Genomic DNA, 22948 nt, shown 5'->3' on the forward strand with positions numbered 1-22948 from the left:
AGCAGCCAGGGGCAGCATCTTAACGCAGGAAATATGTCGGAAAAAAGAGATTACTATGAAATTCTTGGCGTCTCAAGGGATGCTGGAAAAGATGAATTAAAATTAAAATACCGGAAGCTTGCCATGAAGTTTCATCCGGATAAGAATCCGGGGAACAAGGAGGCTGAAGACAAATTCAAGGAAGCCTCAGAGGCCTATGGGGTTCTGTCGGACGATAAAAAGCGCCCGATCTACGACCAGTACGGCCACCAGGGTCTAGAAAACTCGGGTTTTTCCGGTTCTGGAAATTTTGATGACGTGTTTTCAAGCTTTGGAGATATTTTTGAGGATTTCTTTGGCTTTGGGGGTAACCGGGGCGGCCGGGGTGCCCGGGTGCAACGGGGCGCAGATCTTCGATACGATATGACTCTGGAGTTCATGGAGGCAGCCTTTGGGGTTGAACGGGAGATTGACGTTCGTAAACTGGATGTCTGTGACCTTTGTCATGGTTCAGGGTGCAAGGAAGGTACAGAGCCTGAGACCTGCAGCCAGTGCCGGGGGTCCGGACAGTTTATCCAGAGCCAGGGCTTTTTCAAGGTGAAAACCACCTGTCCCTATTGCCGGGGTAAAGGTAAGTCAATTCCCCATCCCTGTCCCAAGTGCGTGGGTGCAGGCAGGGTGGAGGTCTCTAAACGTGTCACGGTAAAGGTGCCTGCCGGTGTGGATAACGGCTCCAAGCTCAGGCTTAACGGTGAAGGTGAAGCCAGTGTGGGCGACGGACCCAAGGGTGATCTTTATGTGTTTATCCGGGTGGAGCCCCATAAGCTGTTCAAGCGGGACAACACCAACGTTCTGTGCGTGGTGGAAATATCATTTGTCCAGGCGGCCCTGGGGGCAGAGATCGTCATTCCGACCCTGGAGAGTGAACGGACGCTGACAATTCCCAAGGGCACACAGTATGGGGAGACCTTCAGGTTCAAGGGCCAGGGAATACCCTCACTTCGGTCCGGGCGTAGGGGGGATCAGATCATTCAGGTGGATATCAAGGTGCCGACACGGCTTACCAAGAAGCAGGAGGGTCTTCTCCAGGAGTTTGACACTCTTAACTCAAAAAAAATATCCAACCGGCTGAGAAATCTTTTTAAAAGTATTTAAGTGAAATTTGAATTTTCCAGTGCATTACTGGGAATAGGGGGATTGATGTTTGAGTTAAAGGTGAAAACCCATTTTGCAGCGGCCCATAAACTTGCCATGGTTGGAGAAAAATGTGAAAATCTCCACGGCCACAACTGGGATGTTGAGGTGTATGTGGCCGGAGAACAACTGAATGAGGCAGGGGTGCTTGTGGATTTTGGAGTTATAAAAGGCTTTGTCAGAAAGATCATGAAGGAGCTTGATCACAAATACCTCAATGAGTTAGATGCGTTCGCCGATGTTCAACCCTCGTCCGAGCAGATCGCCATCTACATTGCCAACCGGCTGAAGCCCAGTTTAAAAGGTTTTCATCCGCCGGTCAGGGTTTCACGGGTTTCTGCCTGGGAATCGGCCAATGCCTGTGCCACATATATCCTGCCTGCTGAATGAGGCAGATAGGGGGGCTGAATGAGGCAGATGGGGACAGTAGCAAATTTGTCTCCTATAGCCCGGAAAAGGCCATGAGGTCATCCCGGGTGATGATGGCCGATGTATCTTTGACCACCCGCCTGATGTTTTCAATCCCCCCTTCCTGGCGATCAATGAGTGTGATGACCTTTATCACCTCTAACCCCTCGTCCATTGCCCTTTCCACCGCCTTGAGGGTGGATCCGCCTGAGGTTGCAACATCGTCAATGATTACCACTTTTTCTCCGGGCTCCACATCCCCTTCAATCCATTTGATCACCCCATGATCCTTTTGTTCTTTCCGGATGGAAAAAGCTTTGATGGGGTGGCCCTTGAGGTGGGATGCAAAGGCCGTTGCAACTGCGATGGGGTCTGCCCCGAATGTCAGGCCACCAATGGCTGTGCAGTGTGAGTCCTTTATGGCGTCAAATATGAGATTCCCCACAAGAAACATCCCCTCAGGGCTTAGTGTGACTGGCTTGCAGTTGACGTAAAAACAACTGGTTTTTCCCGAGGCAAGGGTAAATATGGGGGTATCGCTGTATTTAAATGATTTTTTCGAGAGAAGTGCCAGGACTCTTTTTTTCATTTGATTTTATCCTTTTATTTTGATTATAACCGGCATGGCCAGAGCAAAGTATGACCTCCGGCCACAACAAAATTTGAAACTCCGTAATTGATGATGCTTTGAAGAGAGTTTCATATAAAAGCCTTCACTGAAGGAAGAAGCCGACATGCGGGATTCAGTGAAGGCCCGTGTAAGGAAAACTGTTTTGCAGCACTCCTTGACAACGGGGAAGTTATACCAGTAAATTCTGCCTGAGTCAATTCTGCTCTGGCGGCTTTGGGCAATTCTGAACAAAGGATGTGATGGAGAACAAAGATTCAATAATCAGAATGTTTAACGTATCCAAACGTTATGGCAAAAAGCATGCAGTCAAGGATATTTCCCTGGATATTGCAGCTGGTGAATTTATCTTTGTAACCGGTCCATCCGGTGCAGGTAAATCGACCCTCATGAAGTTGATTTACCTTGCAGAAAGGGCCACACAAGGTCAGATCCTTATTGACGGCATGAACATTGACAGGATTTCCTACGACCGGGTACCCTTTCTCCGGCGACGGATCGGCGTGATTTTTCAGGATTTCAAACTCATTCCCAACAGGTCCGTATTTGCCAATGTGGCTCTGGTCCTCGAGGCGGCTGGTGTAAAGCAGTTAACGATTAAAAACCGGGTCATGACGGTTCTCAAAACCATGGGTATAGCCGATAAGGCCAATGCCTTTCCCCCATCCCTCTCCGGTGGCGAACAGCAGCGGGTTGCCATTGCAAGGGCCGTTGTAGGCAATCCCAGGATCATCCTTGCCGATGAACCCACGGGCAGTCTGGATAACCGTTCTGCCCAGATGGTCCTGGATTATCTGATGCAGTACAATGACAGGGGGGCGACCATTCTCATTGCAAGTCACAATATCCAACTGATCAGCAGTACTGTCCGGGCAAGGAGTATCTCCCTTGTTGACGGCGTTCTTGCTGGAACGGCAAGAATGCTCTAAAAATGGGAAAATCCATGAATTATTTTTTCAGGCGTGCCGTTTCAGACATTCTCTCCAATCGGTTTCTGAACCTGATCACCATTGTGACCATTGCCCTGTCCATTCTGGTGGTTTCCACCTTTGCCCTTTTCTTTGAAAATGTAAACCGGGTGATCAATTCCTGGAACAGGGGATTGAAGGTTGTGGCATACCTTGATGATGATTTTGTCCCGTCAATGGTTCCAGAGCTTACGGCTCGTGTAAAGGCCATGGATGACACCCGGGAGGTTCGTTTTATTTCAAGGGAGGAGGCCCTTGTCTCCCTTAAAACTGAGATGGGCACAGAAAGCGCTTTCCTTGAAACCCTGGAGAAGAATCCCCTTCCCCATGCCCTGGAGATAAGAATCAATGGTGATGCCCTTGAATGGGACGGCATTACCGGGTTTGCCGGTGCTGTAGAAAAATTGCCCCATGTGGAAAGCGTGGAATATGGCCAGCGCTGGCTCGGGAGATTTCTGGTCTTTTTTAATCTTTTCAGGATTACAGGCTATGCCATGAGCAGCCTGTTTTTCATGATTGCTCTTTTTATCACGGCAAACACCGTGCGTCTTGCCCTCTACTCCCGGCGTGAGGAGGTCGAGATCATGCGTCTTGTGGGTGCAACAGACCGTTTCATCGTTACCCCTTTTTATATTGAGGGGCTTATCCAGGGAACCCTTGGCGGGATTGCAGGGCTTTTGATCCTGTGGGTTACTTTTTTTGCCATATCTTCAAATCTTGGCAATGACGTGGCTTCGAAAATGATGTTCGAGGTGCACTTTTTGTCGTTCAAATACTGGGTGCTTATAATTTTTGGCAGTGCCTTTTTGGGTTGGCTTGGATGCTATTTCTCGTTAAAACAGTTCTTAAAATATTAAACCCCATCCCTGTTCTGGTTGTAATCGTTGTACTTTGGGTTTTGCCCTGTCCTGCCATGGAAGGGAGTACGACTGGCGTGCAGAACGTTTCAAGGAGCGAGGCCGGACAGATTCGTCAAAAGATGGCGGCAAAGCAGAGTGAGGTTGCGGCGTTCACCGAAAAAGAGACTGCTATGATTGAGGGGCTCAACGAGATAGAGGTGGCCCTTAATCATATGGGGACTGCCATTTCTGATGTGAAAAAGGATCTGCAAACGGTTAAAACCCAGATGTCCAGCGTCATGGACGAGAAAAAAGTCCTGGCCGCCACCATTGATAAAAACAGCGATTATGTGGGGACAAGACTCAGGGCGCTTTACCAGGTGAAGATGATCGGGCGGATGGGACTAACCTCCATGCCCGACTCCATGTTTGATTTCTTTCTTCAGCAGAACGCCCTTGAAAAAATTCTTGCCCAGGACTTTGAACTCATGGACCGTCATATGGCGGACATGGAAGCCCTGGCTGCCCAGTCCCGGGAATTTTCTGCCCTGGAAAAGGAGAAACAACGACTTGAGGCAAGCCTTGTCGAACAGATGCGAGTCAAGAAAAAGGAGGGTGAACGACGAAGAATCATTCTCGAGGAAATACAAAAGAAAAAACGACTTGGGCTTGCAGCTGTTGCATCCTTGAAAGCGGCGGCAGAAGCACTTGGAAAAAAAATGGTTGTTTTCCAGGCTGGCCCCCCTGGGAACAAGGAAGGGTTCTCTCTGTTCCAGGGTCGTCTTGGGATGCCTGTGAACGGGCCCATCATTACACCCTATGGACCTTCCCGGAATAGTAACTACTCCTCCTTCACATTTGAGGCAGGAATTGATATAAGGGCAGACAAGGGTGACCCTGTACGATCGGTATTTAAGGGCGAGGTCATATATGCCGAATGGCTCAAAGGGTATGGAAACCTGATGATTATCAACCATGGAGATAATTTTTATACCCTGTATGCCCATGTTGAAGAGTTTTTCAAAAAAAAAGGCGAACGGGTTGATACTGACGAGGTTATTGCATTGGCAGGCGATACTGGATCCATCAAAGGGACCTGCCTTCACTTTGAGGTGAGGCACCATGGACGACCGGTGGATCCAATGAAATGGCTCAAAAAAGGAGCGTGAAATGTTCAAGACAGTAAAAAAAGGAATCAGGCTGTGGCTGCCTGTGATTGCATTTGCCCTTGTTTTAATCGTGGGAGCGGGTTTCTACAGTTCCCCCATGGCCGGGGATGAGAAAACCTATCAGTCGTTAAAGCTTTTTTCCGAGGTTCTGGAGGAGATTGAGGCCAACTATGTTGACCCGGTGGACAGTGAAAAGCTGATTCAGAACGCAATCAAGGGGATGGTATCAAGCCTTGATCCCCACTCCACCTTTATGCCGCCCGAGGCCTTTGACGAGCTCCAGGACGATACAAAGGGAGAATTCGGCGGCATCGGCATTGTCATCACCATGAAGGACGGAATCCTTGTGGTTATTTCTCCCATTGAGGGGACCCCTGCGTACCAGGCCGGGATAATGGCCGGGGATGTGATTGTTAAGATAGACGGCGTGAGCACCCGGGACATGGCGCTGTGGGAGAGCGTTAAGATGATGAGGGGGCCAAGGGGAGAGACGGTTACCCTCACCGTGGTCAGGGATGGCGTGCCTGAATCCCTGGATTTTGCTTTAAAACGCGACATCATTCCAATGGAGAGCGTCAGGAGTACCACCCTCAAACCGGGCATCGGCTATGTCTGGATTACTAATTTTAGAGCCAATACAGCAGAGGATGTGCAAAAGGCCCTGGAGGAACTTGAGTCAGGGCCTGTTCCCCTCAAAGGGCTGGTCGTGGATTTGAGAAATAACCCGGGCGGACTTTTAAATCAGGCAAACGAGGTGTCGGATCTTTTCCTCGATCAGGGCATCATTGTTTCCATCAAGGGCCGGCTGGAGCAGCATACCGAGGTGTTTGAGGCCCATCCAAATTTAAAACCACGACATTATCCCATGGTTGTTCTGATCAACGGTGGAAGCGCCAGTGCCTCGGAAATCGTTGCCGGTGCCCTCCAGGATCATCGGCGGGCATTGATCCTTGGCACCACTTCATTTGGCAAAGGGTCGGTCCAGACGGTAAAACCCCTCAAGGACGGATTCGGTTTAAAGTATACCATTGCCCGATACTACACCCCAAGCGGCCGGTCAATCCAGGCCGAAGGGATCAAGCCTGACATTGAAGTGCCTTTTTCCCTCATGGAGGACAAGGTGGAGAAAAAGGCTGAAACCGCCTTTGACAGGATGATCCGGGAAAAGGATCTGAAAAACCACCTGGAACCTGAAAATGTGACTAAAAAACCGGGAACTGAGAGCAAGGAAACGGATCCGGCAACTCCTGCCCAGGGATTGATCAGCCTTGACCGGCTCAACCATGATACCCAGGTACAGCGGGCATTGGACATCCTTGTCAGCTATGGGATTTTCAACACCTTGAACCAGGGCGTTGTTGGTACTGATTAGGCATGGCTGTAAAGAAAAAGACGGCAAAGCAAAGCACCGGCAAAGCTGCAAAAAAAACGGTGAAAAAAACGGTGAAAAAGGGGACAAAGGCCGCCCGTGGCAGAGCGTCCGGGAAGATCTCCATTGCCAATGAGTTTAAAAAAATATCAACGGCGGTTATCGTCCTTGTCGGCGTGGTGGCCGTGCTTGCAATGGTTGCCGATTTATACATGGGCAGGCCTGTGGCTAAAAGAGAGGCTGCCCCTGTTGCCCGGACAACGCCTGACAGGCCGGAACCCGAGCCTGTCCAGTCAAAGAAACGTGTTTCCATAAAGCCTGAGCCTTCCAGAAAGCCGGATAAAAAGGCGACAACATCCCGGAAGCATCCGGTGTTTGAAGTGTTTGATGATTCCGATGAAACGCCGAAACAGAGGCCGGAACCCGCTGCGGTTCCGCCTGTGCTGCAGGATAAGACCCCACGGGTTGCCATTATCATTGACGACATCGGATTTGACAAAAAGATATCCCTGGCCATCTCGGGGCTGGATCCCCATATTACCCTTTCCATCCTGCCCTACGCCCCCCACGCAAAGGCCATTGCCCTGTTACTCCATCAACGGGGGACAGAGACCCTTCTTCACCTTCCCATGGAGCCCATGGAGTACCCAAAGATTGACCCAGGGCCGGGTGCTCTTTTATCGACCATGACACCGGACGAACTCCTTGACCAGCTTAGACTGGACCTTGACATCATTCCTTTTGTTGCAGGGGTCAACAACCACATGGGATCGCGGATGACCTCCCTTTCTCCCCAGATGAATCAGATTTTTACCGTTCTGAAGCAGCGCAATCTTTTTTTCATTGACAGCCTCACGGCAAAGGGATCCCTCTGCCGGCAGTCTGCCAGGCTTTTGAGGATTCCCTTTGCCCAGAGGGATGTGTTCCTGGATAATGTTCAGGATGCAGACTATATCAAAAAACAGCTGGCCCAGTTGCTGGCGGTTGCCCAACGTCATGGAACGGCCATTGGCATCGGGCATCCCTACAGAGCCACATACCTGACCCTTAAGTCGGAAATGGAACGGCTGAAAAAGAAGATACGAATTGTCCCGGCATCCGCCCTGGTGGCGATTCCGGGATAGCCTGTTACACCAGTTCTGCCACCAAGGCCACCCATTCCCCCTGGGTGGTGGTTTTGACAAGGGTAAAGCCGTTGTCTTCAAGGGCTGTCTTTACCCTTTCCTCCCAGGCAATGATAATGCCGGACAGGATGGCCCGGCCCCCGGGGGCAAGCCTTGAGTGTATTTCGGGCAGGATGCTGATGATGACCTCGGCAAGGATATTGGCCACCACCAGATCAAATTTTTCATGGGGATAACGGTCAAGGGTGGTGCAGCGGATTTCAAATGACTGGGGAGAGATGCGGTTATGTTCAAGATTCTTCCCGGCGATCTGGACGGCAGCCTCGTCGTTGTCAAGGCCCTTGAGGGTGCCTGCGCCAAGTTTTGCAGCTGCAATCATCAAGATTCCGGAACCGGTTCCCACGTCCAGAAACGAGGCCCCCGGTGTGATCTGCTCCTGAACCAGGGCAAGACACATGGCCGTGGTCTCATGGGTCCCCGTTCCAAAGGCCATGCCCGGATCCAGATCAATGACAACATCCCCTGGTTTTGGTTCAAATTCGCGCCAGCTGGGACGGATCACCAGGGTATCTGTTATCCGGGTGACAAAGAAAAAATCTTTCCAGGACTCGGCCCAATCCTGGTCGTCAACAATTCGGGTGGAAAGGGTGACGTTAATCCCTTTAAGGGCATCGGCCTTTTTTTTTATGTCGGCAAAAAGCAGGTCAGATGTGGAGAGGTCAGGGAGATAACCGGATATTGAATGGGTGTCCGGTTGTGCAAGGGCATTGCTTCCAAACCCTTCATCCGGTTCAGGAAGGGGCACTTCGCACACCACTCCCTTGAGGTCAAGGTCAAAAAAAATCTGCGCGACAAGCTCTTCTGCAAGGGCCATATCATCAGCTTCAAAACGGGCGTTAACATGTATCCATTTCATGGGAATTCACTCTTATTCTTGATTTGTTGGGTGTATTTGGGTATCAAAGAAAACTAAAATAATTCTATCAGGGTATCGTCGGTGAGTCAACAACCCCTGAGCGAAAGACCCAGGGGCTTGCAAGGCAACTTGTAAGCCCAGTTGAATCGGATTTTGCAATTAAAGAGATGGAGGTAGACCGTGACCACATTTGTTTGGAGGAATTAACCATTTGATGGATCTTGAAAATTTTAACGTCAACCCCTATGAGAACCTTTATATCTACTATCTTGAGGGTACCCCTGATCTGATTCCAAACGGGTTCGATGACTTCGGCTTTATCGGCAACTGGTGTGAGGAGGGGTCATCTTTCCTTTTTTTCTCGTCGGCCGCAGACCAGGCGGTGGCAGAATTTGTGGCGGCTGATAATCGTCTGACCCTGGTGGATTCGTACCAGATGAGCGGTGAACAATGGCACGGGGAAGCCATCGAGTCCTATACCACGGGCAGCCTGTGCATCTCACCGCCCTGGAAGATTCCCTTTGTGAACCGGCCTGGTATCCGTCATATCCTCCTTGATCCAGGGGTGGTCTTTGGAACAGGCAGGCATCCCACCACCGAGGCATGCCTTGTTCACATGGAAGCGCTGTTTGTAAGCCAGCCGATCAACACCGTGATTGACATAGGTACGGGAACGGGGCTTCTTGCCCTTGGGGCAGCAGCCCTTGGGTGTGAGCAGGTGCTTGCCCTTGATTTCAACCTGCTTGCGGTCAAGACAACCCTTAACAATGTTCGGATAAACCATTTTGAAGATCGAATTCTTCCCATCCAGGCAAGGGGAGAAGATTACATTGAAATGCTGGCCGATCTTGTGGTGGCCAACATCCACTATGACGTGATGAAGGACCTCATCACCACCCCGGGATTTCTCGCAAAACCCTGGTTTATTCTGTCCGGGCTCTTAAGAAGCGAGGCCCTGAAAGTGCTTGATTCCTTGGGGAATAGCGGGGCTACTGTCCTTGAAACCGCCTGTCCCGACGGGGTGTGGACCACTATTCTTGGCAAGGGGCTCCCTGCTGCCCCTTGATCTGCTGCCCAGTGTCAAGGTATTTGAGGGCTTCTTTAAGAGATTTTTATCCTGCAAAAATCACTTGATCCAGAATAGTCATAGCCCATGCTCAGGTGATCAATTAGCACCTGAGCCGGCAGATGTTTTCCACGGCAGATTTTATGATCCGTATCAACTCTTCTTCCGGGGCATGGGCATAGGTTTCCCATGGCATGGTGTTGCCATCTTCTAAAAGAGCCATGAGCTGGTTTTCAAAGGTAAAGGCTGCCTCGGCCAGGTCTTTTCTTGAGTAGGGAGATAGCCTTTCTGCCGACAGATCCGAGAGATTCAAGTCGGACACCCTTTCCGCACTCAGCTGATGCAGTTTTTCCGGTGCTACTGGGACAGGCATTTTTGGGTCGGATGAAGGAGAGGGCAGGCCGTCCCCTGCCAATTGCGTTTCCAGTTTTTTCAACTGCGGCAGCAACTCTCCTGCCTGGCGGATGAGTTTATGCCCCTCCTCACATCCCCGGAACAGGAGTTCCCCAATCATGTCTCTGAGCAGTTCCCGGGTCTGGGAAAGGGGGGCTGTGTCTTGGTTGTCTGCCAAGGTCTGTTTTTTTATACCATCTCTCATCTTTTGATCCTGTTGTTCACGTTTTTTCCCGGGTGTTAGGACCTGGTCTTTTTCTCCTGCATAATTATTGGCACCTTGTTTTATGAAGTGGTTATTATGGCACGATAATGCACTTTTGTTAAAAACAAAGCGCCAAATATTTGAATTTAAAGAGTTGAAATTGTATAGTGCCATAAAATTCAGCCAAAAAACCAAGTTTGTAACCATATTGTCGAAAAGATGGCTTAAGTTAGAATTTACAACCTAAAATTGACCCCCCAAATCTAATCTGATAGAATTCCTTTCTTTTTTGGAGAACCATACCAATCAGCAGTGCAGCAATTAAAATTGAAACAATAAAGAGTGATTTGATATGCTCAGCTTTGCTTGCACCGGACAGCCTTATGATTCCACAGGTCAAAAAACCGAAACTGGTTAATATGGAGATGGCTGTTATCCATGGGTAAAGGAACCGAGCCATTGGGGTTTTCATTGGCAGAAATCGTAAAGAAGGGGTTTTGGGAGATAGAAAAAATCGGGATAGGATTCTCACAATTTGAACGGCCGGAACAGATACCATACTCCGGCTATGACGGTTATATGAAATTTTTACCGAAGCATTGTAATTAGAGGCGTGTATCATTCGTTGTGGTCAGAGCCTATACCATGCTTCGGCCATGCCGGTTATTGGAAAGCAGGGGAGAAACAGATGGCGTTTTACAATTGGGTCAGCTTTGCCGGGATATTTATCCTGTTATTCATTGCCTGGAGTATTTCACGGCTATTCTTTCAAAACAGGGAAAAACCCAACTGGCACCTGATCGGCTGGGGCTTGGGCCTTCAGGTCGTCTTTGCCCTGTTCATTTTTGTGGTGCCGGCAGGGGTGACATTTTTCCAGGGTGTGAATGACCTGGCTGTACGGGTGTTGTCCACGGCAGGGGAGGGGGCCAAATTTGTGTTCGGCAGCCTTGCCTCTCCCCCGGGCACTGAAGGATCCCTGGGGTTTATCCTGGCGTTTCAGGCCTTTCCCACCATTATTTTCTTTTCCAGTCTGGTGGCCATTCTCTACTATTACAATGTGCTGCCCTTGATTATTCAGCAGTTTGCAAAACTGTTCACCTGTCTGATGCGGATTTCTGGCGCTGAAGCCCTGTGTGCGGCAAGCAATATTTTTGTGGGTGTGGAATCGACCTTTACGGTCAAACCCTATCTTGAACGGATGACCCCATCCGAGTTGTGCACCATTCTCACGGCTGGAATGGCGACAGTTGCCTCCAATGTCCTGGCGTTTTACGTATTTACCCTTTATTCGAGTTTCCCGTCCATTGCCGGGCACCTGATATCAGCTTCTTTTTTGTCTGCCCCGGCTGCCCTGATCATGTCCAAAATTTTGTTTCCGGAAACCGGAATACCCGATACACTGGGGCAGGTCGTGGACATCCACTATGAAAAAGAGGCCAGCCTGTTTGAAGCCATTATCAACTCGGCCGCTGCCGGTCTTAAGGTGGTTTTCAGCATTGTGGCGCTGCTTATTGCGGTGCTGGGACTTGTGGCTCTGCTGGACATGGTACTTGTCGGCATGGGAACTTACATCAACCAGTGGCTTCATTTAGGTATTGACTGGTCCCTCAAGGGATTGCTGGGGTATTTTTTTTATCCCTTTACCCTGATCATCGGTATCCCCTTTGAAGATGCCGGCGTGATCTCGAAAATCATCGGGGAACGTCTGATTTTGACAGAGGTTACCGCATACCAGGATTTGTCTGTGGCCATTGTAACCAAGGCATTGATTCATCCACGATCGGCCGTGATCACAGCCTATGCCCTGTGCGGTTTTGCCCATGTGGCTTCCATGGCCATTTTTGTGGGTGGCATCACAGCCCTGGCACCTTCAAGAACGGCTGATATCTCAAAGGTGGCATTCAAGGCGCTGATTGCAGCGACCCTGGCGTGTCTGCTAACGGCATGCATTGCCGGAACTTTTTATAGTGACGCCAGTATTCTGCTGGGGTAATGGGCTACCCGGTTCCATGTTAAGGCCGAATTAAATAAGGTTTTCTCCGATTCCCATTAAATTTCAGATTTTTTCTAGGGTGCAATGGTGAATCGTTCTTTGGGGGGGTTGAAATAGCCGTGGATGAGATGGGGAAACAGCTGTTTCAGCTCCGAGATGATGAAGGCCATGCCAAGGGTGGGACTCTTGCCCCCGGCCGTCTCCATGATGGCACAATAGGCCCTGGGATCAAAGTTCATGTTTCGCCACTGAATCATCTTGACGGGATGGTTGGCAAGAAATTTTTTCAGGGTGGTAAATTCTGCCTCTGAATCCGTTACCCCGGGGCAGTTCAGGTAGTTGATTGAAACAAATTTTCCCATGCTTCCGGCCGTGTCAATACTTTTTACAACATCTGAGAATGTAAAGCTTTTGGGCCTGAAGTAGGCTGTGTAGCAGGTTTGCCTAACTGAATTCATGCTGACCCGAACGGAATCAAGACCTGCTGTAAACAGCCGTTCCAGACGGTCGGGCATACCGGCATTGGTGTTCATGTTGATGGTGCCACGATCTGTTGCCCGTCTGATGATTTCAATGGCAGGTTCTATCACATGGAATGCTGTCAGGGGGTCTCCCTCGCAGCCCTGGCCAAAGCTTACTACGCTGTTGTCTGTTTTATTGATATGTTCCAGGGCCACCTGGGCGATCTCGGTGGGGGACGGGGTGAATGTGATTCGCTCCTGGCAGGCCACAAGGTTGTTTTCTTCCTGGAACGAAATACAGCCCAGGCAGTTGGCATTGCAGGTCCTAGCCGTTGGCAGGGGGGCTTCAAACCGGCCGAGGAAAAAGTTTTTAGCCGCGGGACATCCATATTCGAGGCCGCAGCGTTCTAGGTGGCGCATGAGCCTGTTGTCTGGATAGGCCGTGCGCATTTTCTCCACCCCCTTTTCCACGCCTTCCCTTGGCATGAGCCTTAGGTCCTGACGGGGCTCCTTGTCTATTTCAAGGGCTGCAGATCTGAACCTGTTGCCGTCCCATGCCACAGCACCATAGGAGAAAAGGGGCAGAAGGTTCTCTGCCTCTGGTGCGTCATAGGCGCAAAAATACTGATTTACATTGCCGGGTGAGTTAAAAACGGCAACTGGAAAGATGGGTTCTCCAGGGACGTAGGGGTTTTCCTGGAGGGTCTCAAATTGATCGGTCTCAAGATTGAACACCATGGGCTGTCTGTCGGGCAGCATCATGAGTTCGCTGCCAAAGGGCATATCAATGGTATGGCTTCGGGTCAGAATTAGCGGCTCCTGGCCCGCCATGGCAACGGCTCCATAACCTGCCAGCTCAAAGATCTCGCCCTGGGCATTGGCCACTACAGGTTCCAGGAAGACGGCAGTTTCCGTCTTTTCTCGGTGTTTCTTGGACATCTTTTCCCTCCTTGATTTAAGGGGGAATTTATACCAGACAGAACCTTAAATGTCATGGATTTCTTTTTGTCGGTCAGTCGTCGCTGAATTCTCCCAGGGGGCGGACAAAGGTGTAGACGCCAGGGTCGATAATGAATCGCTGTTCTGCCTTATCCATTCTTTCCCTGGACCATGCGGTCAGGGGAAGTGCCACGGTGTAGAGTGCAATGCCAAGGACTGTGGTGACCAATCCCAGGGGCTTGAGTACAAGCAGGTCGGCAGCCATGGCCTCTGCTGTCGGAGCCTTTGTTTGTGTCCCGGCAAAGGCCTGGACGGTGAAGGTTGTCACGGTAAACAAAGCTGCTGCCATGAAGATTAAAATCGGTTTTTGAAACCTTTTCATTCTATTATTCTCCCTCTGGGTTGAATGATGCTGTTGTGCCCCGCGGGGCAATGGTAGTACTTTTGTATTTTTAGCATACCTAACTGTTAAATCAAGTTGAAAGATCTGTTGTCTGCTCTGGTATCAGGCAGATCAATGGATGGGGACTTTTTTATCCATATTAACAATTTGTCTATCAGGGCAGATTCCTGTAAAAAATACAAACAATACTTAACAAGCATAAAGGAGAATACAATGATCGATGTCACCTTGGCTGCTCAGGATCAGGTCCTGGCATATTTTGAGGGAAAAGAGAGTAAATCCGTACGTATTTTTTTGAACAACGGATGTGGGGGAGCCCAGCTTGCCATGGCCGTGGATGAAAAAACGCCAAAGGATAAGGTGTTTGAATATAAGGGCGTTGAGTACGTTATGGACCAGAAACTTTTTGATCAAGCCAAACCGGTTCTGGTTGATTACAGCAACAATGGGTTCAAGCTTGAATCAAGCCTGAAGCTTTCATCAGGATGTTCGTCCTGTGGATCCAAGGGATCCTGCTGTTCATAGCAGAATCTACCCTACGATGGAAGGTGAATATGATTGATTATGTCCACGTCCATTCCAGGCTTCTGAATCAACTTGATGAATTTAAGCAGATGGAAAACGTCAATGCATTTGCCGCAAAAAAGGCCGATGCCATCATCAAAGCTCTGGTTGCTGGGACGAAACCTGCAAGGGCAGGCAAACTGACCCGACACGGTGATGCCAGGATTAAAAATTGTCTGAAGTACGACCTTGGCAAGGGGTTCCGTCTTGTTTGTGTTAAGGATGGAAGAAACTTTTATGTCCTGTTTGTGGGAAGCCATGACAGATGCGACACCTGGATGGACAAACACAGGAATTTTAAGATCCCAGGACTAATGGCAGTCATGGAACGTTTAAGGGTTAAATCAAACAGCTGTGCCAGATCTGAAATCACCCCCTGTTCTGCCCCTGAACAGTTGGGGCTCTTTCCTGAACATCAAATTCCCCAGAAAATTTTGAGATCCCTGTTCCAGGGACTTGTCAATTCTCCCTAACCTGGGCCGGGGGGTGCTGATTTTTACCCTTGGCCGGGGGTCTAATTAAAATCCTTGATCATATGGGGTATGCTGGTATAATCAAAAATTGCATTTTGGTTTTAATAAACCCTAACTTCAGGAAAAGATATGTGCCTTGCAGTACCATCAAGGATCGTTGAGATAAAAGAAAACGTTGCTACGGTTGATGTGGACGGAGTTACAAGGGAGGCAAGCCTCATGCTTCTCGATAATGCGGCAATCGGTGATTATGTGATTGTCCATGCCGGATTTGCCATTGAGCGCATTGATGAGGATGTTGCCCGGCAGACCCTTGAGGATATGCGGGAGATGGTCCGGTTTGTCACCAGGGATGACGAGGACTGATTGACCCTGATGAACAGGCGGGCGGCGGTAAGGGTGGAAATTACCGGGGTTGTCCAGGGGGTCGGATTTCGGCCCTTTTTATTTCAGCTTGCAAACGCTTACGGGTTCAAGGGAGAGGTGTTGAATACGGCCCAGGGCGTGACTCTGATCCTGGAGGGTGACCCGGATAATATCGCCCCCTGCTGTAAAAAGATCAAGGAAAGCGGTCCCCCCCTGGCCATTGTTTCTACCGTCAACGTTGAACCCACAGGGGTGAGGGGGTATGATGATTTCAGAATCATTACCAGCGCCTCGTCCAACCAGCCAAGATCTGCCCTCATTTCCCCGGATGTCTCTGTTTGCCAGGCCTGTCTTGATGAGATGAATGACCCGACAAACCGGCGCCATGGATATCCCTTTATCAACTGCACCAATTGCGGTCCCCGGTATACCATTATCAAGGACCTGCCCTATGACAGAGCCAAGACCTCCATGGCCGAATTTACAATGTGTCCGGACTGCCAGGCAGAGTACGACGATCCCTTGAACCGCAGATTCCATGCCCAGCCCAATGCCTGTGAGGTCTGTGGTCCCCATGTCTGGCTCACTGACAACAGGGGTGTTGTCCTTTTGAACAAGGGGGCCATAACCGCCGCAGGCGAGCATTTGAACCAGGGAGCCATTGTTGCCGTAAAGGGCCTTGGCGGGTTCCACCTTGGGGTAAACGCCTTTGACGAGGCCGCTGTCATGGCCTTGCGGACCCGGAAAAACAGGCCCCACAAACCCTTTGCCCTCATGGCCAGGGATCTTGAAACCCTGAGAAAATATACAAAGGTCACCCAGCCGGAGGAGGCGCTTCTCACCGCCTTTCACCGACCCATTGTGCTCCTTGAAAAATACAAATGCACGGACCCGGGGGGGCGGCCCCTTGCATCCGGTCTTGCCCCCGGCAACAGGCGACTTGGGATCATGCTTCCCTACACCCCCCTTCACCACCTGCTGTTTGAGACAGGGCCGGAAATGCTTGTCATGACCAGCGGTAACAGGAGCGGGCAACCCCTTTCCATTGACAATGATGATGCCCTTTCTGCCTTTGCCCACATTGCGGACTTTTTTCTTCTCCATAACCGGGAGATTTATTTCCGGGCCGACGACAGCATTGTTCAGTACCAGAAGGGCACACGATTCCTGAGGCGTTCCCGGGGGTATGCCCCCCTTCCGGTGAGTCTTAAACACAGGATTCCCCAGGTGCTTGCCTGCGGTGGCGGGCTTAAAAGTACGGTCTGTCTTGTAAAGGAGAACCGGGCTTTCTTGAGCCAGCACATCGGAGACCTTGACGATGAAAAGAGCTTTGAATTCTATAAGAAGAGCGTTGATCACCTGAAAACTATTCTTGATATAAGGCCTGGCATTGTTGCCCATGATCTCCATCCCGGGTATATGAGCACAACCTATGCCCGCGCCCTTAAAGGGGTTGAAACCATTGGCGTGCAGCACCACCATGCCCATGCCGCAGCGTGCATGGCTGAAAACGGTCTGGATGAACCGGTGGTTGCCGTCACCCTTGACGGAACAGGCCTTGGTACGGACAATACGATCTGGGGGGGTGAAATCCTCACCTGCACCCTGGACCGTTTTGAGAGAAGGGCACATCTTCTTTCGGTTCCCATGCCTGGGGGAGATAAAGCCGCCACAGAACCCTGGCGAATGGGTATTTCCTGGCTCTACCACTGCCTGGGACCTGGTGTTGCCGATCTTGATACTCCCCTTGTACGAACAATTGATCCGGAAAAAATTGCGTTTTTGATCCAGATGATGGATCGAAGGATCAACTGCCCCATGACCTCCAGCTGTGGCCGGCTTTTTGACGCCGTTGCGGCAATTCTGGGCCTTGGGCATCATGTCACATTTGAAAGCCAGGCAGCAATGGCCCTTGAAGCCCTTTCCACAGCAGAAGATGACAAGGGGTATAAGATTGATATTCAGACGGACGAGACAGGCATGCTTGTCATGGATTTTTCCCGGGCAATCCTGGGGATAGTTGACGACCTTGCTTTGGGGCTCTCCATCCCCAACCTGGGCAGTAAGTTTCACAACACCGTGGTTGACAGTTTTGTCCGGTCTGCAGCCAGGGTCGGCGAACAGGCCCACATTACCACGGCTGTGCTGAGCGGCGGTGTTTTCAACAATCGGATTATTTTAAGAAAAATGACAGACGGTCTCAGGGACCTTGGGTTTACCGTCTATTCCCACACCCGGGTTCCCTGTGGAGACGGGGGCATATCCCTTGGACAGGCAGTCGTTGCAGGTGCAATAAAAAGGATTAAAGAGGAATTTTAAATGAGTATCAAACATGTTCATGAGTACAGGGACGGTGAGCTTGCACGACAGATCACAGGGGCCATAAAAAAAATTGCAACCCATGACATGCGCCTCATGGAGGTGTGCGGAACCCACACCATGTCCATCTTCCGCCATGGGATACGATCGGTTCTGCCCCGGCAGATCACCCTGTTATCGGGACCGGGATGTCCAGTGTGCGTCACCTCCCAGCGGGATATTGACTGTTTTATCGCCCTTGCCTCCTTTGAAAATACCATTGTTACTACCTTTGGCGACCTCATGCGGGTGCCGGGAACGGTATCGTCCCTTCAGCAGGAAAAGGCAAAGGGCTGTGATGTAAGGATTGTTTATTCGGTGTTTGACGCTGTTGAGATTGCGGCACAAAATCCGGACAGGGAGGTGGTCTTCTGCGCCGTGGGGTTTGAGACAACCACCCCCACCGTGGCTGCATCCATTCTCATGGCAGACCAGCGGCATATTTCCAATTTTTCCATCCACTCGGCCCACAAGACAACCCCTGCAGCCCTTGGTGCGCTCATGGAAACTCCAGGGGTTAAAATTGACGGGTTTCTGCTGCCCGGCCATGTGTCGGTGATTACGGGAACCAGCGGCTATAAAGAGGTGTTTGAACGTTACAGGGTACCCTCGGTCATTGCCGGATTTGAACCGGTGGATATTTTAACGGCCGTTCTCATGCTTGCCAGACAGTATGAATCCAAGGCGCCTGCCCTTGAAAATGCCTATGCCAGGGCCGTGGCAGAGGAGGGAAACATGAAGGCAAAAGAGATCATGGCCCGGGTGTTTGAGCCCTGTGACGCAACCTGGCGGGGCATTGGCGTCATCCCCCAAAGCGGTATGGCCTTGAAGCCTGCTTTTTCCTCGTTTGACGCCCTGGGCCGTTTTGATCTTAAGGTGGTTGACAGTGGTGAGCCCAAGGGGTGTGCCTGTGGCGAGATTCTCATGGGGCTCAGGACGCCGGAGAGTTGTCCCCTTTACAAACGTAGTTGTACCCCGGCCCATCCTGTGGGGCCGTGCATGGTTTCAAGCGAAGGTTCATGTGCCGCTTTTTACCGGTACCAGGGTTAGGGCCATGGAAACAATAAAATGTACCATCCAACTTGTCTTTTTACCTGCTTTCAGCGTTACGTCAATGCGCACATATTTCAATATGCTCCCATTGACGCGCCTTGAAACCAGGCAAAAATCCGGCGTTGGTTTGGCACATTTTAAAATTTCCATGACCCTTAAAAACATTTAAGAGGTGTTCATAGAAAAATGAAAGAAGAGACGATCGTACTGGACCATGGCAGCGGGGGAAAGATTTCCCACGCCATGGTCGCTGACATGATTTTACCGGCCTTTGACAATCCGCTGCTGGCAAGGCTTGACGACGGGGCTGAACTTGATATCCAGGGCAGCAGGCTTGCCTTTTCAACAGACTCCTATGTGGTGGACCCCATTTTTTTCCCCGGGGGTAACATCGGGGACCTGGCCATCAACGGCACGGTCAACGACATCGCCATGTGCGGGGCAAAGCCGCTTTTTTTGAGCGTGGGACTTATCCTTGAAGAGGGTTTTTCCACCCGGGATTTAAAGGTGATCCTTGACAGCATGGGCAAGGCTGCCAAAAAGGCCGGTGTCACGGTTGTGACTGGGGATACCAAGGTGGTCCCCAGGGGCAAGGCGGACAAGATATTCATCAACACCTCGGGCATCGGGGTGATTCCCGACGGTGTAAATGTCTCCGGTCAGATGGCAAAACCCGGGGATAAAATCATCATCAGCGGCACCATTGCCGACCATGGAATAACGGTCTTGAGTTCAAGGGAGGGGTTGACCTTTGATTCAAACCTTAAGACGGACAGTGCGCCGTTGAACCACATGGTGGCAAAAATGATTGCATCGGGTGCTGATATCCATGTGTTGCGTGATCCCACCCGGGGCGGTGTCGGGACCACCCTCAACGAAATCGCCTCCCAGTCAGGGGTGGGTATGCGCATCATGGAGTCTGACCTGCCCGTAAAAAAAGAGGTTGCCGGCATCTGTGAACTCCTGGGGTTTGATCCCCTCTACCTTGCCAACGAGGGAAAGCTCCTTGCCTTTGTTCCGGCCAAGGATGCACAACGGGTGCTTGATGTCATACGAGAAGACGAGTTCGGGATTGATGCCGCCGTCATTGGTGAGGTTGTGGCGGATGACCCTGGCCGGGTGTTTCTGGAAACCGTTATTGGCGGCTCCAGGATCATTGACATGCTCACGGGTGAACAGCTTCCCCGGATCTGTTAAACGACGATTTTAAAAAAGACAACGCCATTCCCTGTGACTTGTCGTTTAGAATCCAAAATTTAACCCCATATGAATACCGAAATCAGGGCTGTTGTCCATGGTAATGATATTTTCGATAATGGAAATGTCCATGACGCTTTTTTTGCCCACTCGGAACTTGGCGCCCAGGTGAATTTCGTGGGAAGCCTTGTCAAGACCGTGGATCTTTTCAATCACGGGTGTGGAGTAAAGGTATTGGGCAAGCAGAGCCAGGTTTTCGGACAGGGTGTAGGCCATGGCAAACAGACCGGTGAACTGCTGGTCCTTTAATTCAATAGGGCGATTTTCCCTGTCTTTTTGGTCCTTGTAAAGGGTATAACCCAAAACGCCATAGGTGTAGAAATCCTTTTGCCACTTTTTTGACAACCCGAGTCCGATACCAAGATCCATTCCTTTTTGGGGGTGGATGAGTTCTGCAGTTTGAAGCGGATACCGGGCAACCCCATAGAGATTGATTCCAGGCATGTGGGGGTTGCTGTGGTTGAAGGTATAGTTGACCAGCAGGTTCAAACCGCTGTTGTTGAGGTCGTGGGCCGAGTATTGGTGGGTCTGGGCACCTGTTGCCGGATCAAATCGGGTGATGACGGCCCTGCCATGGGCATAGTCGGCCCTGCCGTTCTGGTCAATATTCAGAAGATCGTGGAACCCCTGGATAAAACCATCCATCTTGCCTCCAAAATAGGTGTGGGAGTCAACCATGATTGCCACTCCCAGGTTTTGGTTGAATCCGTAGCTAAACCCAAGGGTGGTGCTGAACATTTCATAATCCAGGAGGTAGCTTTTCTCTTGGGCCCAGATGTTGGTCCAGGTGGCCTGGGTAATTGCCTGGTAACCGGATTTAATATCGCCGGGTATGACAAGGGGCAGTGTCAGTCTGAAACTCTGTGCAATGGATTGGGAACTGATGTTGAGGATACCCATTCCGTAGTTGCGGTCGGTTGAATTTTCGGCCGCACATACAGTTGTGGTCAGGCAAATCAGTAGAATTATGGATTTTTTCATTTATCCTCTCTTTTTTCTTTTCTCCCTTATCCCAGGATTTTCTTTAAAAAGGATAATTTCTTCCTGTAGGGCGGGTAGAACATTGGCAAATCCAGCCATGGGGAGGATTTTAAAATTGCCTTTTTATGGGAAAATTGTTCAAATCCTGAAAACCCGTGGTAGGCTCCCATTCCGCTCAACCCGACGCCGCCAAACGGCAGGTTGTGGTTGACAAGGTGCATAAGGCTGTTGTTGATGCAGCCTCCACCAAACTGAATGTTGGCGGTAAGGGTGTTCTGCACTTTTCTTGAGTTGCTGAAAACATAACATGCCAGGGGATGGGCCGGAAGCTTCTCGACAATGTTGTAAATGTCATCCATGGTCTCATATTCAAGAACCGGCAGCACCGGACCAAAAATTTCTTGCTGCATGATGTCATCGTCAATGGTGACCCGGTCCATGACTGTGGGGGCAATGAACCTTTGTGACGGGTCAGAGGTTCCGCCGACCACCACCCGGGCGGGGTCGATCAGCCCCATGATTCGTTGAAAGTGGTTGTCGTTGACGATTCTGCCATAATCAGGGCTGGTAATGGCATTTTTTCCGTAGCAAAGGATGATTCGATTGGCTAATTTTTTGAGAAAGATGGATTTGACATCGCTGTGTACAAGCAGATAGTCCGGAGCCACACAGGTCTGGCCGGCATTGATAAATTTCCCCCTGACAACTCTTCTGGCAGCAATTTCAAGGTTGGCATCCCTGTGGACGATGCAGGGGCTTTTCCCACCAAGTTCCAGGGTGACCGGGGTCAGGTTGAGAGCCGCAGCCTGCATGACCAGACGGCCCACCCGGCTGCTGCCCGTGAAAAAGATATGGTCAAACCGTTGGGATAAAAGAATTCTGGTCTCTTCCACTTCCCCGGGTACAACCTCAACAAAGCCTGGATCAAAGTTGGTTTGAACCAGGTTGCATATGATTTCGCTTGTTCTGGGAGTCATTTCCGAAGGTTTCAGTACCACACAATTCCCTGCGGCAATGGCTGCGATTAAGGGGGCCATTGCGAGTTGAAACGGATAGTTGTAAGGGGCAATAACAAGATTGACCCCCAGGGGTGAGTAAAGGATGTTACTGGTTCCGGGCTGGGCAAGAAGAGCGGTTTTGACCCGCCTGGGACGCATCCAGTCCTTGAGGTGTTTGAGTGTCAGGGCGATCTCATTGAGGCAGATGCCGGTTTCTGTTGCATAGGCTTCAAATTCGGGCTTGCCAAGATCTTGTTTAAGGGCTCTGTGTATCCTGGCTTCATGGGTTTTGATGGCGTACCCCAGGCGTTCCAAGTGTTTCTTTCTGAATTCATAGCCCTGTGTAACCCGGGTTCGGAAAAAATTGTGCTGGTTGTCAACAAGGGCTTTTATTGTGCTGTTTTGGATGACGGACATGGGATCTTCCAAATTTGGTTTAAAATTGATTTTATTCAACGAATCTAACATTCCCCTGTTGAAAAAATAAAGGGAAAAGGTGAGATTTGGGCAATAATACTTAACCAGATTGATTTTTTCCCATGGGCAGGTTAAAAAAGTTGGGTTGGATTTAGACTCGTGTAAAATGGTGGCAACTATCCCATGGAAACCTTTTCGTGGAACGAGGTCAATGCTTTTGCAAAAAAGCTGAATCAAACCTCTTCCCTAAAGAATTCAGGTTGCCCACGGAAGCCGAATGGGAGTATGCTGCCTCCAGTGGTGGAAAGGATTATCCCCAGGCGTGCAGGGATGATATCAATGCCGTTGCCTGGTATGATGCAAACAGCGGGGGGCCTCCATGAATTCGGTACCCGGGAGCCCAATGGGTTTGCCTTGTATGACATGG

General features: G+C 50.4%; 23 protein-coding genes. 16 read left to right on the forward strand and 7 right to left on the reverse strand.

What is annotated here, in order from left to right:
• Nucleotides 1-33 precede the first annotated feature (33 nt).
• The gene (gene dnaJ / locus HRM2_RS05645; RefSeq protein ID WP_015903044.1) at nucleotides 34-1134 is read left to right on the forward strand and encodes a molecular chaperone DnaJ; all 1101 of its coding nucleotides are present in this window, start codon (nucleotides 34-36) and stop codon (nucleotides 1132-1134) included.
• Nucleotides 1135-1179: 45 nt separating this feature from the next.
• Nucleotides 1180-1563, forward strand: coding sequence for a 6-carboxytetrahydropterin synthase QueD (gene queD / locus HRM2_RS05650; protein ID WP_015903045.1), 384 nt, complete (start codon nucleotides 1180-1182; stop codon nucleotides 1561-1563).
• Between the two features lie 52 nt (nucleotides 1564-1615).
• Here the strand turns inward: queD and pyrE are convergent, their stop codons facing one another.
• The gene (gene pyrE, locus HRM2_RS05655) at nucleotides 1616-2170 is read right to left on the reverse strand and encodes an orotate phosphoribosyltransferase (protein WP_015903046.1); all 555 of its coding nucleotides are present in this window, start codon (nucleotides 2168-2170) and stop codon (nucleotides 1616-1618) included.
• Nucleotides 2171-2451: 281 nt separating this feature from the next.
• On the opposite strand from pyrE, the gene ftsE reads away from it, so the two are divergent.
• Genes ftsE through HRM2_RS05680 form a run of 5 tightly spaced genes read left to right on the forward strand, consistent with a single transcriptional unit; the run spans nucleotide 2452 to nucleotide 7678 of the window.
• On the forward strand, nucleotides 2452-3138 hold the full coding sequence (gene ftsE, locus HRM2_RS05660; RefSeq protein WP_015903047.1) for a cell division ATP-binding protein FtsE: 687 nt from the start codon (nucleotides 2452-2454) through the stop codon (nucleotides 3136-3138).
• Nucleotides 3139-3152: 14 nt separating this feature from the next.
• The gene (gene ftsX / locus HRM2_RS05665; RefSeq protein WP_015903048.1) at nucleotides 3153-4034 is read left to right on the forward strand and encodes a permease-like cell division protein FtsX; all 882 of its coding nucleotides are present in this window, start codon (nucleotides 3153-3155) and stop codon (nucleotides 4032-4034) included.
• A 56-nt stretch (nucleotides 4035-4090) separates the two neighbouring features.
• Entirely contained in the window at nucleotides 4091-5185 is a 1095-nt protein-coding gene (locus HRM2_RS24975) for a murein hydrolase activator EnvC family protein (protein ID WP_232364205.1), read from the forward strand.
• A gap of 1 nt (nucleotide 5186) precedes the next feature.
• Nucleotides 5187-6557, forward strand: coding sequence for a S41 family peptidase (locus tag HRM2_RS05675; RefSeq protein ID WP_015903050.1), 1371 nt, complete (start codon nucleotides 5187-5189; stop codon nucleotides 6555-6557).
• 2 nt (nucleotides 6558-6559) lie between these two features.
• Nucleotides 6560-7678, forward strand: coding sequence for a divergent polysaccharide deacetylase family protein (locus tag HRM2_RS05680; protein ID WP_041273073.1), 1119 nt, complete (start codon nucleotides 6560-6562; stop codon nucleotides 7676-7678).
• Between the two features lie 4 nt (nucleotides 7679-7682).
• Here HRM2_RS05680 and prmA read toward each other — a convergent pair whose 3' ends face one another.
• Nucleotides 7683-8594 carry a 50S ribosomal protein L11 methyltransferase gene (gene prmA, locus HRM2_RS05685; protein ID WP_015903052.1) on the reverse strand — a complete coding sequence of 304 codons (912 nt, stop codon included), beginning with the start codon at nucleotides 8592-8594 and terminating at the stop codon, nucleotides 7683-7685.
• A gap of 214 nt (nucleotides 8595-8808) precedes the next feature.
• Here prmA and HRM2_RS05690 point away from each other — a divergent pair, with 214 nt between their 5' ends.
• Nucleotides 8809-9660 (forward strand): 50S ribosomal protein L11 methyltransferase, encoded by an 852-nt coding sequence (locus tag HRM2_RS05690; protein ID WP_015903053.1) that lies wholly within the window; start codon nucleotides 8809-8811, stop codon nucleotides 9658-9660.
• Nucleotides 9661-9763: 103 nt separating this feature from the next.
• Here the strand turns inward: HRM2_RS05690 and HRM2_RS05695 are convergent, their stop codons facing one another.
• Nucleotides 9764-10258 (reverse strand): hypothetical protein, encoded by a 495-nt coding sequence (locus HRM2_RS05695; protein WP_148214567.1) that lies wholly within the window; start codon nucleotides 10256-10258, stop codon nucleotides 9764-9766.
• A 688-nt stretch (nucleotides 10259-10946) separates the two neighbouring features.
• On the opposite strand from HRM2_RS05695, the gene HRM2_RS05705 reads away from it, so the two are divergent.
• Nucleotides 10947-12251, forward strand: coding sequence for a NupC/NupG family nucleoside CNT transporter (locus tag HRM2_RS05705; protein WP_015903055.1), 1305 nt, complete (start codon nucleotides 10947-10949; stop codon nucleotides 12249-12251).
• A 74-nt stretch (nucleotides 12252-12325) separates the two neighbouring features.
• Here the strand turns inward: HRM2_RS05705 and HRM2_RS05710 are convergent, their stop codons facing one another.
• Both HRM2_RS05710 and HRM2_RS05715 read right to left on the reverse strand, forming a co-directional pair.
• Nucleotides 12326-13651 (reverse strand): radical SAM protein, encoded by a 1326-nt coding sequence (locus HRM2_RS05710; protein WP_015903056.1) that lies wholly within the window; start codon nucleotides 13649-13651, stop codon nucleotides 12326-12328.
• A gap of 73 nt (nucleotides 13652-13724) precedes the next feature.
• Nucleotides 13725-14033 carry a hypothetical protein gene (locus HRM2_RS05715; protein WP_015903057.1) on the reverse strand — a complete coding sequence of 103 codons (309 nt, stop codon included), beginning with the start codon at nucleotides 14031-14033 and terminating at the stop codon, nucleotides 13725-13727.
• 234 nt (nucleotides 14034-14267) lie between these two features.
• Here HRM2_RS05715 and HRM2_RS05720 point away from each other — a divergent pair, with 234 nt between their 5' ends.
• The 6 genes from HRM2_RS05720 to hypE all read left to right on the forward strand — a co-directional run bounded on the left by HRM2_RS05720 (nucleotide 14268) and on the right by hypE (nucleotide 20065).
• Entirely contained in the window at nucleotides 14268-14579 is a 312-nt protein-coding gene (locus HRM2_RS05720) for an IscA/HesB family protein (RefSeq protein WP_015903058.1), read from the forward strand.
• 29 nt (nucleotides 14580-14608) lie between these two features.
• Nucleotides 14609-15091 (forward strand): hypothetical protein, encoded by a 483-nt coding sequence (locus tag HRM2_RS05725; protein WP_015903059.1) that lies wholly within the window; start codon nucleotides 14609-14611, stop codon nucleotides 15089-15091.
• A 129-nt stretch (nucleotides 15092-15220) separates the two neighbouring features.
• The gene (locus tag HRM2_RS05730; RefSeq protein ID WP_015903060.1) at nucleotides 15221-15457 is read left to right on the forward strand and encodes a HypC/HybG/HupF family hydrogenase formation chaperone; all 237 of its coding nucleotides are present in this window, start codon (nucleotides 15221-15223) and stop codon (nucleotides 15455-15457) included.
• 9 nt (nucleotides 15458-15466) lie between these two features.
• Entirely contained in the window at nucleotides 15467-17776 is a 2310-nt protein-coding gene (gene hypF / locus HRM2_RS05735) for a carbamoyltransferase HypF (RefSeq protein WP_041273681.1), read from the forward strand.
• The gene (hypD, locus tag HRM2_RS05740) at nucleotides 17777-18865 is read left to right on the forward strand and encodes a hydrogenase formation protein HypD (protein WP_015903062.1); all 1089 of its coding nucleotides are present in this window, start codon (nucleotides 17777-17779) and stop codon (nucleotides 18863-18865) included.
• A gap of 189 nt (nucleotides 18866-19054) precedes the next feature.
• The gene (hypE, locus tag HRM2_RS05745) at nucleotides 19055-20065 is read left to right on the forward strand and encodes a hydrogenase expression/formation protein HypE (RefSeq protein ID WP_015903063.1); all 1011 of its coding nucleotides are present in this window, start codon (nucleotides 19055-19057) and stop codon (nucleotides 20063-20065) included.
• A gap of 45 nt (nucleotides 20066-20110) precedes the next feature.
• Here hypE and HRM2_RS05750 read toward each other — a convergent pair whose 3' ends face one another.
• Together HRM2_RS05750 and HRM2_RS05755 are read right to left on the reverse strand one after the other, a co-directional pair.
• On the reverse strand, nucleotides 20111-21106 hold the full coding sequence (locus HRM2_RS05750) for a DUF3187 family protein (protein WP_015903064.1): 996 nt from the start codon (nucleotides 21104-21106) through the stop codon (nucleotides 20111-20113).
• 26 nt (nucleotides 21107-21132) lie between these two features.
• Nucleotides 21133-22521 carry an aldehyde dehydrogenase gene (locus tag HRM2_RS05755; RefSeq protein ID WP_049770526.1) on the reverse strand — a complete coding sequence of 463 codons (1389 nt, stop codon included), beginning with the start codon at nucleotides 22519-22521 and terminating at the stop codon, nucleotides 21133-21135.
• A gap of 197 nt (nucleotides 22522-22718) precedes the next feature.
• Between HRM2_RS05755 and HRM2_RS26510 the strand changes: the two genes are divergently transcribed.
• Nucleotides 22719-22904 (forward strand): SUMF1/EgtB/PvdO family nonheme iron enzyme, encoded by a 186-nt coding sequence (locus tag HRM2_RS26510; protein WP_148214568.1) that lies wholly within the window; start codon nucleotides 22719-22721, stop codon nucleotides 22902-22904.
• Nucleotides 22905-22948: the final 44 nt, after the last annotated feature.

Origin of the sequence: Desulforapulum autotrophicum HRM2 (assembly GCF_000020365.1) — a bacterium.
GTDB lineage: Bacteria > Desulfobacterota > Desulfobacteria > Desulfobacterales > Desulfobacteraceae > Desulforapulum > Desulforapulum autotrophicum.

Bases quoted from the DNA above. Each gene is read 5' to 3' on its own strand.
- dnaJ (WP_015903044.1), top strand. From the start codon at position 34: ATGTCGGAAAAAAGAGATTACTATGAAATTCTTGGCGTCTCAAGGGAT.
- queD (WP_015903045.1), top strand. From the start codon at position 1,180: ATGTTTGAGTTAAAGGTGAAAACCCATTTTGCAGCGGCCCATAAACTT.
- pyrE (WP_015903046.1), bottom strand. From the start codon at position 2,170: ATGAAAAAAAGAGTCCTGGCACTTCTCTCGAAAAAATCATTTAAATAC.
- ftsE (WP_015903047.1), top strand. From the start codon at position 2,452: ATGGAGAACAAAGATTCAATAATCAGAATGTTTAACGTATCCAAACGT.
- ftsX (WP_015903048.1), top strand. From the start codon at position 3,153: ATGAATTATTTTTTCAGGCGTGCCGTTTCAGACATTCTCTCCAATCGG.
- HRM2_RS24975 (WP_232364205.1), top strand. From the start codon at position 4,091: ATGGAAGGGAGTACGACTGGCGTGCAGAACGTTTCAAGGAGCGAGGCC.
- HRM2_RS05675 (WP_015903050.1), top strand. From the start codon at position 5,187: ATGTTCAAGACAGTAAAAAAAGGAATCAGGCTGTGGCTGCCTGTGATT.
- HRM2_RS05680 (WP_041273073.1), top strand. From the start codon at position 6,560: ATGGCTGTAAAGAAAAAGACGGCAAAGCAAAGCACCGGCAAAGCTGCA.
- prmA (WP_015903052.1), bottom strand. From the start codon at position 8,594: ATGAAATGGATACATGTTAACGCCCGTTTTGAAGCTGATGATATGGCC.
- HRM2_RS05690 (WP_015903053.1), top strand. From the start codon at position 8,809: ATGGATCTTGAAAATTTTAACGTCAACCCCTATGAGAACCTTTATATC.
- HRM2_RS05695 (WP_148214567.1), bottom strand. From the start codon at position 10,258: ATGAGAGATGGTATAAAAAAACAGACCTTGGCAGACAACCAAGACACA.
- HRM2_RS05705 (WP_015903055.1), top strand. From the start codon at position 10,947: ATGGCGTTTTACAATTGGGTCAGCTTTGCCGGGATATTTATCCTGTTA.
- HRM2_RS05710 (WP_015903056.1), bottom strand. From the start codon at position 13,651: ATGTCCAAGAAACACCGAGAAAAGACGGAAACTGCCGTCTTCCTGGAA.
- HRM2_RS05715 (WP_015903057.1), bottom strand. From the start codon at position 14,033: ATGAAAAGGTTTCAAAAACCGATTTTAATCTTCATGGCAGCAGCTTTG.
- HRM2_RS05720 (WP_015903058.1), top strand. From the start codon at position 14,268: ATGATCGATGTCACCTTGGCTGCTCAGGATCAGGTCCTGGCATATTTT.
- HRM2_RS05725 (WP_015903059.1), top strand. From the start codon at position 14,609: ATGATTGATTATGTCCACGTCCATTCCAGGCTTCTGAATCAACTTGAT.
- HRM2_RS05730 (WP_015903060.1), top strand. From the start codon at position 15,221: ATGTGCCTTGCAGTACCATCAAGGATCGTTGAGATAAAAGAAAACGTT.
- hypF (WP_041273681.1), top strand. From the start codon at position 15,467: ATGAACAGGCGGGCGGCGGTAAGGGTGGAAATTACCGGGGTTGTCCAG.
- hypD (WP_015903062.1), top strand. From the start codon at position 17,777: ATGAGTATCAAACATGTTCATGAGTACAGGGACGGTGAGCTTGCACGA.
- hypE (WP_015903063.1), top strand. From the start codon at position 19,055: ATGAAAGAAGAGACGATCGTACTGGACCATGGCAGCGGGGGAAAGATT.
- HRM2_RS05750 (WP_015903064.1), bottom strand. From the start codon at position 21,106: ATGAAAAAATCCATAATTCTACTGATTTGCCTGACCACAACTGTATGT.
- HRM2_RS05755 (WP_049770526.1), bottom strand. From the start codon at position 22,521: ATGTCCGTCATCCAAAACAGCACAATAAAAGCCCTTGTTGACAACCAG.